The organism is Pontibacillus chungwhensis (genome assembly GCF_030166655.1).
Lineage (GTDB): Bacteria > Bacillota > Bacilli > Bacillales > BH030062 > Pontibacillus.
Window position 1 is genome coordinate 3,790,809 of the sequence record NZ_CP126446.1, and the last position, 14,995, is coordinate 3,805,803.

Consider the following 14,995-nt stretch of genomic DNA (forward strand, 5'->3'; position numbering starts at 1 on the left):
GATAGTATTTAGCCGTTAGGATGGTTTTCTAGACGTTTGAGAGGAGAATATGGACGTGGTGTAGCTCTTTCTCGACGTTAGATTCGGGTTTCTCGTCGTGCGGATGTTTTTTCTAGACGTAAGGGACGGTTTTCTTGACGTGCGTGGCCTCGTTCTAGATGTCAGAGTTCATTTTCTCGACGTTCACCCTGCCCACTAAAGTCAAAAGTATTTTAATACAGTAAAGGATAGCAGGGTGTCAGACACCCTGCTATCCTTTAAAGCAACACCGCGTGTCAGACACGCTTCACTCTACTAAAGTAAAAGGAACAGGCCGCGGGCGGCCTGTTCCTTCCTTTTTTATGATTCTGTTTCGGTTTTGGTTTGTTTTTTGTTGCCTCGTTGGAAGAGGCGGACGATTTTCTTGGATAGGTCGTCGAAATACGTGTAGACAACCGGGATGAGTAAGAGCGTGAAGAAGCTTGAGACGGTGAGACCAAAGATAATGGTGATCGCCATCGGCTGCTGGGCTTCTGCGCCTTCTCCTAGTCCTAAGGCTAGTGGAATCATTCCGAGTACGGTTGTGAGTGTGGTCATTAAGATCGGGCGAAGGCGACTTGGTCCCGCTTCTAGAATCGCTTCGTAGCGATCGACGCCTTTTCGTCTGACGATGTTAATGTAATCCACGAGCACAATCGCGTTGTTTACAACGATCCCGGCGAGCATGATGACCCCGATGATAGCTGGTACACTAATCGGCTTCCCTGTAATGAATAGGCCGCCAAGTACGCCAATAATTGTAGCTGGCATCGAGAACATGATGACAAATGGATACAGGAAGTTCTCAAACTGCACGGCCATTACGGCGTAGACAAGGAAGATCGAGAAGATCAACGCTAGTGCCAGATCTCCAAAGGAATCAGCCATGTCCTCTGCCTGTCCCCCTATTGAATAGGAATAGCCTTCTGGGAAGTTAATGCGATCGAGTTCGGATCGAATATCTTCTGTAATGCTTCCAAGGTCGCGGTTTACAATGTCGCTTGTGACGTTGACTTGCTTTTGCTGATTCTCACGAAGCAATGTCGATGGTCCCTGGACTTGTTCGAGCTCAGCGACGGTTGCGAGCGGGATCATGTCGCCCGTCTGGGTTTGGATATTCATCGATTCTAAATCGCTAATCGTGCGACGTTCATCATCTGGAAGAATGATGCGCACATCGATTTCCTCCCCAGCTTCACGGAAACGGGTGGCCGTTTGACCGCTAAAGCCAAGCTGCACCTGGCTCATCACCTGCTGATAGGAAAGGCCGTACTGCGCGGCTTTGTCCCGGTCGACGTTGACCTGGATTTCAGGGCGCCCTTCTGAAGCTGATGATTCAGGATTGTGAACGCCGTCGATCTGGTCAATCGTCCAGGTGACTTGATCGGCAAGTTCCCGTAAGACTTCATATTCTTCACCGTTTAGCTGAATCTGAACTGGAGCCCCTGTCCCAAGACCCGCTGCCATTTCACTAACGGTGATTTCAGCCCCAACTATATCACGGAGATCTTCATCCATCTCTTGCATCACAGTGGATGTTGTTTTGTCCCGTTCTTCTGGTGGGACGAGCTGTATCGTGTAGGTGGCTTCATTGGCTGTTGATGAGAATCCTTCGAAGCCTCCTCCACCGATGCTTAAGTAATTCGATGAAATGATCTCTTCGTATGGTTCTAACTTTTGGTCGATTTGTTTTGTAATCGATTCTGTTCCTTCTAAGGACGTTCCGGATGGTGCTTCAACGGTTACCTCGATTTGGCCCTGGTCAGATGGTGGAATGAATTCCGTACCAAGGAGAGGTGCGAGAAATCCGCTTCCGACGATTGCGAGAATCGTAACGATGACCGTAATGAGACGATGTCTTAGCACCCCGCGAAGCATCGAGCGATAGCCGTTGTTGATTTTGTCCATGAAACGGTCGAACCAGTAGCGGCGTCCGTTGTCCTTCATCGCTTTCGTTAAGAGCTTCGATGACAGCATTGGAATGAGCGTGATCGAGACGATTAAGGATGCGACGAGTGAGAAGGAAACGGTTAACGCGAGTGGCGTGAACAGTTCTGATGCGATTCCTTCAACGAATACGATCGGCAAGAATACCACGAGCGTTGTCGTCGTTGAGGCAATAACGGCAGGTGCGAGTTCTGATGCCCCTTGTTTGGCCGCTTCTTTGAGCGAGTATCCGTTCTGCCTGTAGGCGACGATATTTTCTAGTATGACGATCGAGCTATCGACCATCATTCCGATTCCTAAAGCGAGTCCGCCCATCGTGAGGACGTTCAACGTGTTGCCAGTAAAGTACATAAGCGTAAATGTTGAGATGATCGCAATCGGAATGGAAATCCCAATAACGATCGTTGCCCGTACACTCTTCAGGAATAAGAGCAGAATGAGTACGGAGAACAGACCACCGAGAATGATGTTTTGTACAACAGAGCGAATCGATTGTTTGATAAAGGTCGAGGTATCAAACACGATGTCCATGCTCACATCACTAGGTAAATCCTCCTCCACGTCATCCTTAGCCGCTGCTACGTTGTTGGCTACTTCTACTGTGTTCCCGTCTGATTTTTTCAAAACGGATAAGACAACAGAGGGCTGGCCGTTGACGCGGGAGATCGTGGTCACGTCTTTGAACGTGTCTTTAACCGTTGTCACGTCCTCCAGTTCTAGCTGAGCTCCAGTTGGAGAGGTGATGATCGTTTCTTTCACATCTTCAATCGTTTCGAACTCTCCCTGAATGCGAACCTGCAGGTCTTGGTCCCCTTTTTCAAGCACGCCTGCTGACGTGGACTGGTTGGCTGCGTTAATAGCCTGCACGAGAGTCTGAGCGTTTAAGCCGTATTGCGCCATTCTCGCACGGTCGATCTGCACTTGCACCTCCCGGGAGCGGCCCCCTTCGATGCTGACAGATCCGACACCCCCCTGCCGTTCAAAATAGGGAACGATGTTATCTTCAGCGATTCCTTGCAGACTTGAAGCATCTTTACCAGATAAGCCCACCCACATGACTGGAATTTGCTGTGGATCAAAGCGTAATATGCTCGGGTCCGCAGCATCTTCTGGCAGGAGCCCTTTAATCTGGTCGACTTTTTCCCGGACGTCGAGAAGAGCGTTATCTAAGTTCGTCCCATTCTCAAACATCAGAATCACGAGGGATGCGCCAGGCTGAGACTGGGATTGCACGGTGTTAATGCCCTCAATGGAACTGACAGCCGATTCGACTGGACGGCTGACGAGTTTCTCCACTTCCTGCGGGGCAGCATCCGGATATTGTGTCGACACGACGGCAATAGGTAGATCGATCTCAGGATAAAGGTCGATCGTCAGGTTTCGTAGTGAAACGAAGCCAAGAGCGACGATCGCAAGGACGATCATAAAGACGCCGACGGGTCGTTTAACGGAGGATTCGACGAGTTTCACTAGTCTACCTCCTTCATGATGCGGATCTTGTTGTCATCGGACAGAGTGAGCTGCCCTTTCGTTACGACTTGATCTCCTTCCGTCACGTCGCCTGTAATCGCCGTAAGGTCAGACTGAGCCCGAACGACTTCTACAGCTGTTTTCACCGCACGTTCCTCTTCAATGATGTACACGTACGTTTCTTCATTTTCTTCTACTACTGCAGAAGTTGGGACCAAAATTTTATCGGCGACGGTCATTTCAGGTAGCTGAAGTGTGGCCATCATGCCTGGTTTGATCTTGGCATCTGCATTTGTGACGGTTGCCTCAACCGGGTACAAGCCACTGTCGTTTGTAATGGATGAGATGTAGGTCACCTTCGAGGTTACGTCTTCATCTAGTGAACTCATGAAAGCCGGAATCTCTTGATCTTTTTTAAATAGAGAAAGTTCATCGGCTGTTACGGAAACTTGTAAGGTGATCGGGTTCAGCGCTACAATCGTCGCAAATGGTTGCTGACCGGACACCATATCCCCTACTTCGCCGTTCACGGACGTGACTTCGCCTGATATGGTCGCTACAATGGCCGCGTTACTTAGCTGACCTCTGGTTGAGTCGAGTTGCGCCTGAGCCTGATCCACCTGGAGCTGAGCCTGTTCGACGCTAATCTGTGCACTATCATACTGCGCTTCTGCCTGGTCGACGGCACGCTCTGCTTGGCTTACGGCTTGTTTGGCGTTTTCTTTTGCAGGGCCCATGAGCTTGTCTTCCTGCTCCTTAGCGTCATTTAATTGTTCACGCGCGTCACGAAGCGATTCTTCAGCGGCGTCACGCTGACTTCTTGCCGCTTCGAGCTGCTTTTGGGCAGACTGGACGGAAATCTTCTGGACCTCAATCTGGTCATTTACATTGGAAGCACTGACTCGGCCAATGACGTCACCTTTTTGAACGGTATCTCCTTTCGATACGTTCACCTCCACCAGTTCGCCTGTTGATTTCGGCAGGATCGGTGCATTCTTGCTCGGCATGGCCCGTCCAAACACTTCACGCTCAACGACGAGGTCGCCTTTACTTACTTGCGCCACTTCTACGGGCGTCACTTGTTCCACTTCTGACTGTGTGCCTTCTGTTGAATCATCAGAGCATGCTCCTAACACTAGGGATAGGGTCAGCATGGCTCCGGCTAATACCTTCTTGTTCATTCTTCTCGTACTCCCCTCAGTTGTCTCTTACAATAAGGAAATGTTCATACGGTCTGCAATGTCCTGGCAGTCTTGTTCCATTTCCGGCAGATCTTTAAAGTGAGCAAGCATTCCCTGAATCATTACCGTTTCAGGCTTCTCCTTCTTCACTTCATTCTCTATAATCTCTAAAGCATGCGTCAGTTCTTCGATGCGATTCTTATGTAGGGAAAGGGTCTTTATTTTCTCTTTCATCGACTCTAGCTGCCCCAGAATACTCTCATCTTCCTCAGGCAGATCAAGCCCCATGGAGATCGACTCCACCTGTTCTTTCGTGATAAGCGGATCATCTGATTCTTTCATTAGTCCAGTTATCGCATCATCCAATCGTCTAACGATAAAATCGGCTAAACGTTTGGCATCAAGAGGCAACTGATCAATGACGAGCCACTTAAAATAGCTCTCCATCATTCCTTCTAATAGAATGCTTGCGTCAACGATCTTAGGCGTAAGCGCTTCCCCGTAAATATTGAGGAGGTTCTCATTACTCCACCTGAAGTTTTGCTTGCGCATCTCCATCATAAAGCTATTGGCTTCTGATTTAATATCGACGTTATCGCGCATATGCATAATGATAAATTCTTTATTATTTTGAAAAGCTTCTATATAGACTTGAATCTGGCGGGCTAATGACTCCTTCGGCGGCAGCGCTTGTTTCCGAACTTCCTCTACTCGCTCGACAAGGTCATTGTAGTAGTATTGGTGAATGTTTAACGTCAGGTCTTCTTTTGAAGAGAAATGCAGGTAAAAAGCGCCCTTCGAGACCCCACTTTGGTCGGCAATTTCTTGTATGGATGTGGAATGGAACCCTTTCGTTGCAAATAGCTTCATCCCGGTTTCAATGATGCGTTGTTTCTTCTCATTCATAAAGTCTTCATCCTCTCTCCCTCTAGCATATCATCCCACAGCTGGGTAAGATAGAGGACTGGGCATGACTGGTCAGTCAAGCCATGGATACTATACTATATTGGGTGTCCCTTTACAATAGCTTCCACCTCTTAAATGTGTATAGAGCGTGTCTTTTTTAGTATGGACGAGGTTGGGTGGTTTCATAAACTTATGCGGAGAGAATGTTTCCATTAACGTTATTATGAGCTTAAGGTGAACCGGGAAATCACTCCCTTTCCGCGGCGAGCTGGGGAGCCTCCTCAATCGCTACGCGCTTTCCGGGGTCTCCCCTAAGCTCCCAATGCCGCAGGAGTCTCGCGATTTCCCGGTTCACCTTTACCATAATTGGAGTAATGGAAACATGCTATAGGCCCCTGGAAGATGTATAAAACACACCCAGCTTATGTTGGGGGCCGTTCGCAAAACCCATAGCATGCCCTGTCAAAAGTGGTGAACGGACCTCACCTAATCACCTCTAATCCTCTCCTCACATATAGCGCGGGTTTCCGTTCCACCCAATTCGGCGAAGGTGGCCCTGGAAATTGCGAGACTCCTGCGGGAGAAAGAGGTCGACGAGACCCCGGAGGGCACGAACTTTGCCCGAGGAGGCTCGACAGCTCGCCCGCGGAAAGCGAGTGATTTCCAGGGCCACCTTACTCCCCAATAAAGCAAACGGAAACATTTTCTATTTGTGAGCAAAAAGAAGAGCCTGCTTGGGAGCAGACTCTTCTTACATTCAGGATTTCATGTATAAGGAGCGTGAGAAGGTTGCAATGGCCAGTCCTGTTAGCTGCATTTGCCGCTTAATGGAGTAACCTGAAGTTGTGATATCTATGATGGATTCATCAGAGAACATCACCTTACTGCCCTGGTCTCCTTTATTCTCTTCATATTCCTTTACGTGGTAAAATGAGATCCATCCACAATACATATTGCGCGGGGACATTGTGGGAAACATAAATGTCCCCTCACTCGGATTTACGGGTACCGGGAGCTTGCTTTTTGTCTGTAATATCTTCTCCATCGCCATCTGTCTTCCAATAAGAGTCGATCCTCCCATCAAACACGACTCGGTTATGATCTGTTTAGGTGTTTTTCTACAATAGATCACACGGTTTGGTTCGAGGATTTTGGATACATTGGTGGGATGGAGATTTGAGAAGACTGCCATTGTATCTGGATTAATTATATAAGCCTCTCTCACTTCTTCCCCCATCGCTTGCCTCCTTATAGAATATATTTACATTTATGTGATTCTATTATACCGGAATAACACTTGAATTTTGAGAATTATTTGTATATTTCTTCAAATTTTTATTTGAAGTAGTATTTTAGAACTATTTTCCGCTCGAAATTGCTATATATCTGATATACTGGGGGTCACCATATATTGGGAGGTCATGCTGACATGGGGGAGATGCATCCTGCCACTGGTACATACGACGTGAAGCGTCAGGCAAATCTGTCCTTAATGGACAAGGCGTTAACGCGTATGCAGACAAAAGGTAACGAGGACGTGAAGATGATCGAGGATTCGTTAAAAGAACCCGAGCATCCAACTCTCGGAGCCGTCATTGATACGAAGGCTTGAGTGTATTCTCAAGGCGAAGCAAAAACCCACTACCTTTATGGTAGTGGGTTTTTCCATTAATCGTTCATATCGTCATCTGTATTGTTTGTGTTTCCTTCTTTATCGCCTTGTTGCATGTTATCATCTTCATTCATTTTTTCTTCTTCTTTGTCCATGTTCTCTTCTTCTTTTTGATTCTCTTCTTGTTTCATGTCCTCATCGTTTTCCATTTCATCTTTCTTATCTTCTTCCATCTGTTGCTCATCTTGCTTCTGTTCTTCTTGTTGCTGCTCGTTTTCTTCAGGCGTTTCTTCCTCAGTATCACCACAAGCCGCCATTAGAGATAGTGCAAGCGCTGAAGCACCTAATTTAAATAACCAACTTTTCTTCATGTTCATTCCTCCTAAGTATAGTGGAATCCCCTGATTCTTCAGGAGTTCCGTTGTACTAGTTGTTAGAATGAGCTTTTATTGGAAAAGTATGCATGGTTTTTTACACTTTTTGGGTTTTGTTTTTTTGAGGTGGGAGGATGTATTTGGGCGGGGTTCGGACACTCTGGAGCTGGTCTGGATGCTTTTGACTGGCGTCCGGGCACTTCGGGCGAGCGTCTCGTCACTTTCTCGCTCGTTCGGACACTTTCGCGCGGCGTCCGGGCACTTCGGGCGAGCGTCTCGTCACTTTCTCGCTCGTTCGGACACTTTTGCGCGGCGTCCGGGCACTTCGGGCGGGCGTCTTGTCACTTTCGCGCTCGTTCGGACGCTTTTGAGCGGCGTCAGGGCACTTCGGGCGGGCGTCTCGTCACTTTCGCGCTCGTTCGGACGCTTTTGAGCGGCGTCCGGGCACTTCGGGCAGGCGTCTCGTCACTTTCGCGCTCGTTCGGATGCTTTTGAGTGGCGTCCGGGCACTTCGCCAGGACCTCCCGTCACTTTCCTCCCTCGTTCGGACGCTTTTGAGCGGCGTCCGGGCACTTCGGGCGGGCGTCTCGTCACTTTCGCGCTCGTTCGGATGCTTTTGCGCGGCGTCCGGGCACTTCGCCAGGACCTCCCGTCACTCTCCTCCCTCGTTCCGACGCTTTTGAGCGACGTTCGGGCACTTCCCACGTGCCTCCAAACAAAAAACGCTCCAAAGCTACATAATAGCACTGGAGCGTTACACGTAATGATTAATCTTCTTTATCGCCTAGGGCGAACATGATTTCAGCTTCACAGACGGTTTCGCCTTCAGCTGTTTTGGCTGTGGCTTTTCCTTTTCCGATGCTGGCTTTAGCACGGATGATTTCGACTTCTAGAATTAGTGTGTCGCCTGGGCGCACTTGGCGCTTAAAGCGGCACTTATCGATGCCTGTGAAGAAGGCAAGACGACCCTGGTTTTCTTCTTTTTTCAGCATGGCTACGGCGCCTACTTGGGCAAGAGCTTCTACGATCAACACGCCTGGCATGACGTTGTAGCTCGGGAAGTGGCCCTGGAAGAAAGGTTCGTTTGCGGTTACGTTCTTTTTCCCGACAGCGCGTTTACCTTCTTCTAGTTCTGTGATTTGATCAACTAGAAGGAATGGGTAGCGGTGCGGGATAATGTCTTTAATTTGTTCGATATCTAGCATAGATAGGGAGCCTCCTATTCGGTTTTCGTTACGATATCTATAATATGTTGCCACGTATCAAGTTTCAAGGCATCGGTTGGATTTCCGTCTCCAATCACGCCATATCCGATCATAACGCCACCAACGAGAGCGAGTGCACAGATGACCAGAACGACAATGATCCGTAACCAGATCGGAAAGACACGACGACGATAACGTTCAGGTTTCTTTTCTTTATCCTGCTTCTTAACTTTGTCGGTTTCTTTCGAGGCTTGGCTCTTTGTTTTCTCTTGATTCTGTTGTTCTTTCTGAATTTCTCGTCGTTCAGTGCGACTGGTTGGCTCTGATTGTTTCTTTTCTGGCATACCTACAGACTCCTTATCCATTCGTTTGGCGCTTCTGAGTGTTTAACGTAGCTGGTTGACTAGTCCCATCATCTGGTCGCCCATTGCGATCGAGCGACTGTTAAACTGATAAGCGCGTTGCATCATAAGCATATCTGTCATTTGTTTCGACATGTCGACGTTTGAGGTTTCTAGGGCACCTTGCTTCATATTGATGTTCTCAGGTGCTACCCCGCTGACAATGTCCTCCACGTTTAGGTTTCCTATTCCCTCACCAGGGATTCGAAACACATTTTGACCGGCTGCTTCAAGTAATCGAGGTCGCTCAGCGTTAACGATCTGAAGACGACCGACTTCATTTTGCAAGCCATTCTGTGTAAGGAAGATCGACCCGTCTTTTCGTATCGTCATTTGCTCGAACGTATCGCTAAAGACGATCGGCCCATCTTCACCAAGAACAGGGTTGCCATTTGATGTCACCATCATGACTTCATTAGCATTGACCGGAGTGAAGGAGAAAGAGCCGTCTCGTGTATAGCGGGTTTCTTCTTGTCCGTTTATGGTCGTTTGAATTTGAAATAGATGCTTTTCATCTTGAAGGGCCACATCTAACGCACGACCTGTTTCTTTAATCGATCCCTGTGACAGATCAATGTCCGTATGAGCCAGTTTAGCACCTGAACCCATGCGAAGTCCATCGGGGGTTAACCGATTTGGATTGTCCCCTTCTTCTTCGATGTTGTCGATTTGCTGGTAGAGAAGAGAAGCGAATTCAGAGTTCTTCGTTTTGTAACCGGGTGTTTCCATGTTGGCTAAGTTGTTCCCGACTAAATCAAGCTTTTGCTGAAGCTGCCCCATCGTGACGGCCGCTTGCATTGAAGATCGTAGCATGTAAAAGATCCCCCCTAGCGCACTCTGGCAATTTCATTAACTGCCTTGTCCATACTTTGGTCATAGGCTTTTAATACTTTCTGATTGGTTTCAAAAAGGCGGTAGGAATTCATCATATCAACCATCGTCTTTGAAGCATCCACATTAGAACGTTCAAGAGCATTTTGTTGAACTGAGAATGTTACATCCCCCGTTGTTCGTGCATTCTGAACAGCCTCGCCTTCTCCTCCATCAAAACGGAAGAGGTTCCCACCTTCTTTCACCATTTGGTTCACGTCATTCGTATATGTAAGACCGAGTGGAGTCGCTTGTCCACCCGCTTCTAAAATGCCATCACTTGTCACATTAAAGTCCATACCACCCGTTTGAATCCGGGCACCGTTTTGATCCAAAACGTAGTTCCCGGCGTGGGTAGTCAGGAAGCCTTGTCCATCAACGGTAAAATTCCCGTTTCTCGTATAGCGCTGTTCGCCGTTTTCATTTTGAACGGTAAAGAAAAGCGCTCCAGATTCATCGGGAATATTGCCGTTGATGAGTGCCATGTCAGAGAGGATTCCTGTTTCTCGAATATCGCCTTGAGCAAAATCAGGTATCTCTTCTTGAACATAAACGCCAGTGTTCATACCGCCGATATCCTTGTTAACAGGTAGCGTGAGACCGCCGGATTGCGTCGGGATTTCTTTGCCGCCCATTTTTTGCATTAAAAGTTCTGGGAAAGCGCGCATCGATGATTGATCGGCTTTGTACCCAGGTGTTGTGGAGTTGGCTAGATTATTAGAGAGCGCTTCTTGCTGACGCTGTTGAGCGAGCATACCAGAAGCTGCTGTATAGAATCCTCTTAACACGAGACTTGTCCTCCTTCAGGCTTAGACAATGTTGTTTTTCGGTAATTTATCGATGTTCTCAAGCATAATGCCTGTCCCTTTTGCCACACAGTTCATTGGTTCTTCTGCTACTAGGACTGGGACTTTGAGTTCTTCTGCTAACAGTTGGTCAAGGCCGTGTAATAAGGCACCGCCTCCTGTTAAGATCACACCGCGGTCAATAATGTCCGCTGAAAGTTCAGGTGGTGTGCGCTCTAGCACTTGCTTCGCTGATTGAACAATAACGGCCACTGATTCTTTCAGTGCTCCTTCAATCTCTTCGGAGTACACGGTAATCGTACGCGGCAGACCTGACACCATGTCACGCCCGCGAATGTCGATCTCTTCTTTACGTGATCCAGAGAAGACCGTAGCAATGTTCACTTTGATGTCTTCTGCTGTGCGCTCACCAATAAGAAGCTTGTAGTTCCGCTTGATGTATTGAAGGATTTCGTTATCGAATTTATCTCCGGCCATTTTAATAGATGAGGCGGTGACAATGTCGCCCATAGATAGAACTGCGATATCTGTGGTACCACCGCCGATATCTACTACCATGTTCCCGCTCGGCTGGAAGATGTCCATTCCAGCGCCAATTGCAGCGACTTTCGGCTCTTCTTCAAGAAGAACGCGTTTACCGCCGCTCTTTTCAGCTGCTTCTTTAATGGCTTTTTGCTCGACTTTCGTAATGTTTGTCGGGCAGCAAATCAGCATACGAGGCTTAGACAAGAATCCTCGAACGTTGATCTTATTGATAAAATGCTTTAGCATCGCTTCTGTTACGTCAAAATCTGCAATAACGCCATCTTTCAACGGGCGAATTGCTTCTATATTCCCAGGAGTACGTCCCACCATACGACGGGCTTCATCCCCTACTTCTAAGACTTTACCACTATTACGGTCCATCGCGACTACGGATGGTTCATTAAGTACAATACCTTTACCTTTTACGTGAATGAGTACGTTCGCTGTACCCAAGTCTATCCCTATATCTCTTGCAAACATGAGATATTGATCCTCCCTGCTCTTCTGATACTTCCGAAAACAGTTTTCTTCTAGTAATATATTTTATCACAAAATTCCACAATTTTAGTCATAATTAGAGAAAAAAGTTTCCAATACCAAAAGAATTAGGCCTTTGGGAGGACCATAGTCTTATCCAGCCGTATTTGCAGGCGCCTCCTGACTTGCTTTTGTTTTGTATTTCTTCTTCGTCGCTTCCCCGCCACGCAGGTGACGAATCGCTTTATGGTAATCTAAAATATCCTTCACCTCGTTGGCTAATTCGGGATTGATTTCCGGCAACCGCTCCGTCAAATCCTTGTGAACAGTACTCTTAGACACGCCAAATTCCTTGGCAATGACCCGGACGGTTTTCTTCGTCTCCACGATATATTTCCCGATCTTGATTGTTCGCTCTTTGATGTAATCGTGCACACCACTCGCCTCCTGATGATTGGATGTCAAAGGTGTGAAATGAGACAAGGCACTGGGCTATAAGTATATGTTTAGTATGCAGCTTCTAGGATGCAGGCTCTTCTATGTCCGGTAAGGTAAACCTCTAAAAACTCTCACCTCAAACCTTTCTATAACTCGGTTTGTAACAGAATATGTTTCACAAAAACCCTTTATGCTTAAAACATCACAACGGACAAGGACTTTAGCCACATTTCTTTCACAAACTGAGGCATTGCCCCTTTTATGCGGTGAAGGGACAGTGCGTGTCTGACACCCTTTAGTGATGTAAAGGGATGACGCGTGTCTAACACCCTGCACTTCTCTACCGTAGTGAAGGGTGTCTGGCACGCGTTCGTTCTCTAAAGCGTTACAGAGCATAAATAGACCCGGTCCGTGGCAGTGCCTGCCACGGACCGGGTGGTGTGTTTATTGAACGATCTCCATATTTAGGCGACTCATTGCTTGAAGCGGGAGCCTGGCAAAAAAATAATGACTGAGTTCATTTACAAATCTGAAATAAGATTCTAATAAGATTGATTTGTCTTCTTTAGCAAGACCCAGATAGTAAAGCTGAAATGGTGTTGGGTCTTGGATCTTTTCTAGAATGTCTAACGCTTGTTGTGTTTCTCCTCTTACAATGGCCAAGTGAGCTTTTTCTGTGGGATCGAGTGTAGTAATGCCCTCAGTTCTCCCGTGAACAGCTGATATAAAAGGGATATTATGGTTATCAAGAACGAATTGGAGGGAACGAATGTTATATTGCTCTGCAATCGCTTGCGCTTGGTTAATATGATAGAGCGTAGCCTCGTACCCTTCAAAGAGATATGTAAGGGCAAGGCTCGAATGGATTTTTGCGATTCTTTCAGGTGATAAGTCTTCATTCATAATATTAAATGCATATTTTCGAGCGATAATGAGTTCATTATTTCTCCAATGGTAACGGAATAATAGATATTTGTATCTTAACGTGAGGTACTCCTTCAAGATCGATGGTTCTAACTCGTCCAATTTTTCTTTGAAGCGGTCTATGTATACAGCAAACATACTAAATCGATTCGAGTCATAATAAAGAATGGACTGAATTAAGTCTACAAAGCATTCCTGTTCACCCGTAACTAAAACAATTTCTTGAAGATTATCAAATGTTTGACTAATATTTAGTTTTCCATTTTTGTAATGGTAGTAGATTTCATATAACTGTCCCCAGGAACGGTCCATGATATCTGTAGATCGCTTATTTTCTTCTATCATCCACAATAATTCTTTATCTAAATCATTCACAATCAAAAACTCCATACCGTGTTGGCGAGCTTCGGGAGTCTTTCTCTCTAAGCAAATCTCTTTAATCATGTGAAGAGCCTGGTCCTTCCCGTGTATTTTAGGAAGTGTATTCTTCAACATATAAAGAGAAATATTCTGTGTAGACAACTCTCGAATAATAGCTTTTGCACTCATGGATATCATCACCCCATAACCGGACTTTTTTAGAAACAAATTGTGACAGTCTCAAACAATGCCAAACTAAAATTACCAAAATTTCAGAATAATTGATACCCTTTCTACAAAACAAGAACTAAATCGACAAAACCTCCATATGCCGCACACCTTTAGGCTTTACAGCAATGAAGCGTGTCAGACACCCTTTAGTTCTTCACCGCACTAGCGGGTGTCTGGCACGCTTTAACTCTCCACCGCACTAGCGGGTGTCTGACACGCTTTAGTACGGGAACGTGAAAAAACCACCCATAGGGTGGTTTTTTCTGTTCTTTATGCGTTTGTCATCGAGATCGATGATTCTTCTTCATCTTCGTTTGGTTGTTCTGTTTCAGGTTGTTTGTCTTCGTCTGCATCAGTGGATTCGCCATCCTCTACATCTTCAGATCCATCTTCAGTTTGACCTTGGTCTTCGCCTTGGTTTAGGTCCTGGTCCTGGCCTTCGCCTTCGCCTTCAACTTCAGCACCTTCTTCTTTGTCCGCTTCAGCATTAGCATCTGTTTGATCCTTAAGTTTGCTTAGTGGTTGGAAGAAGTAATCTTCTGGATTTAGAGCTTGGTCGCCGTTACGTACTTCAAAGTGTACGTGGAGGCCACTAGCTTGTCCAGCTAGACTGCGTCCGGATGTTCCGATTACGTCGTCTTGATTAACCTTGGCACCGACTTCTACAAGGACGTCACCTAAGCTCATGTAACGAGTCTTGATGTCGTCTTCATGTGTGATCTCGATGTATTTGCCATATAGCGCATCTTCTTTTACTTCCGTGACGGTTCCTGTTGCAGAAGCTACCACATCAAAAGATTCGCCATCTTCTCGTGCAATGTCAATTCCATTACTTTGGTAAAATTTGTTGTTGAATTGAATGATGGCCTGTTCTTTCTCTTCGCTGCTGCTGTCATGATCGTAGAACTTTGTTTTGATGACAGCTTGGTCTTGATTTAAAACTGGCATGTTTAAGTTCTCATTCAGGTCCATAACCGGTACAGATTGGTCGTCCTCGTAAGAGTACTCAATGCCACCTTCTTGTTGGCCTTCTTCAGGTTGAACGTTATCCACGTTCTGATTCATACTTTGGAAAACAAGTACTCCTGTCAAAATCAAAGCTGCAGCAACTAGATAAACACTTGGGAAAAACCATTTTTTGCGGAAAACACGTTTCCAATTGTTTTTTGAAACGCTTTTGTTTTCTTCCTCTCTCATTTCATCATCACCTCAGGAATCATTCTGATCAGAAAGAGGAAGAACTATACATT

14 protein-coding genes are annotated in these 14,995 nt (G+C 46.5%); 1 reads left to right on the forward strand and 13 read right to left on the reverse strand.

The window, feature by feature from the left end:
• Positions 1-339: 339 nt before the first annotated feature.
• The 4 genes from QNI29_RS19310 to QNI29_RS19325 all read right to left on the reverse strand — a co-directional run bounded on the left by QNI29_RS19310 (position 340) and on the right by QNI29_RS19325 (position 6,759).
• Positions 340-3,435 carry an efflux RND transporter permease subunit gene (locus QNI29_RS19310; protein ID WP_231417767.1) on the reverse strand — a complete coding sequence of 1,032 codons (3,096 nt, stop codon included), beginning with the start codon at positions 3,433-3,435 and terminating at the stop codon, positions 340-342.
• A complete protein-coding gene (locus tag QNI29_RS19315; protein ID WP_231417766.1) occupies positions 3,435-4,616 on the reverse strand; it encodes an efflux RND transporter periplasmic adaptor subunit in 1,182 nt (393 codons plus the stop codon). Before QNI29_RS19315 ends, QNI29_RS19310 begins: the two co-directional genes overlap by 1 nt.
• A gap of 27 nt (positions 4,617-4,643) precedes the next feature.
• Positions 4,644-5,522: a TetR/AcrR family transcriptional regulator gene (locus QNI29_RS19320; RefSeq protein WP_231417765.1), complete on the reverse strand. Its 879-nt coding sequence runs from the start codon at positions 5,520-5,522 to the stop codon at positions 4,644-4,646.
• 757 nt (positions 5,523-6,279) lie between these two features.
• Positions 6,280-6,759: a competence protein ComK gene (locus QNI29_RS19325; RefSeq protein ID WP_231417764.1), complete on the reverse strand. Its 480-nt coding sequence runs from the start codon at positions 6,757-6,759 to the stop codon at positions 6,280-6,282.
• Between the two features lie 192 nt (positions 6,760-6,951).
• On the opposite strand from QNI29_RS19325, the gene QNI29_RS19330 reads away from it, so the two are divergent.
• Entirely contained in the window at positions 6,952-7,134 is a 183-nt protein-coding gene (locus tag QNI29_RS19330) for a putative motility protein (RefSeq protein ID WP_231417763.1), read from the forward strand.
• A gap of 56 nt (positions 7,135-7,190) precedes the next feature.
• Here QNI29_RS19330 and QNI29_RS19335 read toward each other — a convergent pair whose 3' ends face one another.
• From QNI29_RS19335 to QNI29_RS19375, 9 genes are all read right to left on the reverse strand, one after another.
• Positions 7,191-7,505 carry a hypothetical protein gene (locus tag QNI29_RS19335; RefSeq protein WP_231417762.1) on the reverse strand — a complete coding sequence of 105 codons (315 nt, stop codon included), beginning with the start codon at positions 7,503-7,505 and terminating at the stop codon, positions 7,191-7,193.
• 770 nt (positions 7,506-8,275) lie between these two features.
• Positions 8,276-8,713, reverse strand: coding sequence for a 3-hydroxyacyl-ACP dehydratase FabZ (fabZ, locus tag QNI29_RS19340; protein ID WP_231417761.1), 438 nt, complete (start codon positions 8,711-8,713; stop codon positions 8,276-8,278).
• Positions 8,714-8,727: 14 nt separating this feature from the next.
• The gene (locus tag QNI29_RS19345; protein ID WP_231417760.1) at positions 8,728-9,057 is read right to left on the reverse strand and encodes a DNA-directed RNA polymerase subunit beta; all 330 of its coding nucleotides are present in this window, start codon (positions 9,055-9,057) and stop codon (positions 8,728-8,730) included.
• A 42-nt stretch (positions 9,058-9,099) separates the two neighbouring features.
• Positions 9,100-9,927 (reverse strand): flagellar hook-basal body protein, encoded by an 828-nt coding sequence (locus QNI29_RS19350; protein WP_231417759.1) that lies wholly within the window; start codon positions 9,925-9,927, stop codon positions 9,100-9,102.
• 14 nt (positions 9,928-9,941) lie between these two features.
• Complete coding sequence (locus tag QNI29_RS19355) at positions 9,942-10,772, reverse strand: flagellar hook-basal body protein (protein ID WP_231417758.1); 831 nt, start codon at positions 10,770-10,772, stop codon at positions 9,942-9,944.
• A 21-nt stretch (positions 10,773-10,793) separates the two neighbouring features.
• On the reverse strand, positions 10,794-11,795 hold the full coding sequence (locus QNI29_RS19360; RefSeq protein ID WP_231417757.1) for a rod shape-determining protein: 1,002 nt from the start codon (positions 11,793-11,795) through the stop codon (positions 10,794-10,796).
• A gap of 150 nt (positions 11,796-11,945) precedes the next feature.
• Positions 11,946-12,227: a sporulation transcriptional regulator SpoIIID gene (spoIIID, locus tag QNI29_RS19365; protein ID WP_231417756.1), complete on the reverse strand. Its 282-nt coding sequence runs from the start codon at positions 12,225-12,227 to the stop codon at positions 11,946-11,948.
• A 447-nt stretch (positions 12,228-12,674) separates the two neighbouring features.
• Entirely contained in the window at positions 12,675-13,703 is a 1,029-nt protein-coding gene (locus tag QNI29_RS19370; protein ID WP_231417755.1) for an AimR family lysis-lysogeny pheromone receptor, read from the reverse strand.
• A 312-nt stretch (positions 13,704-14,015) separates the two neighbouring features.
• Positions 14,016-14,942 carry a stage II sporulation protein SpoIIQ gene (locus QNI29_RS19375; protein ID WP_231417754.1) on the reverse strand — a complete coding sequence of 309 codons (927 nt, stop codon included), beginning with the start codon at positions 14,940-14,942 and terminating at the stop codon, positions 14,016-14,018.
• Positions 14,943-14,995 lie beyond the last annotated feature (53 nt).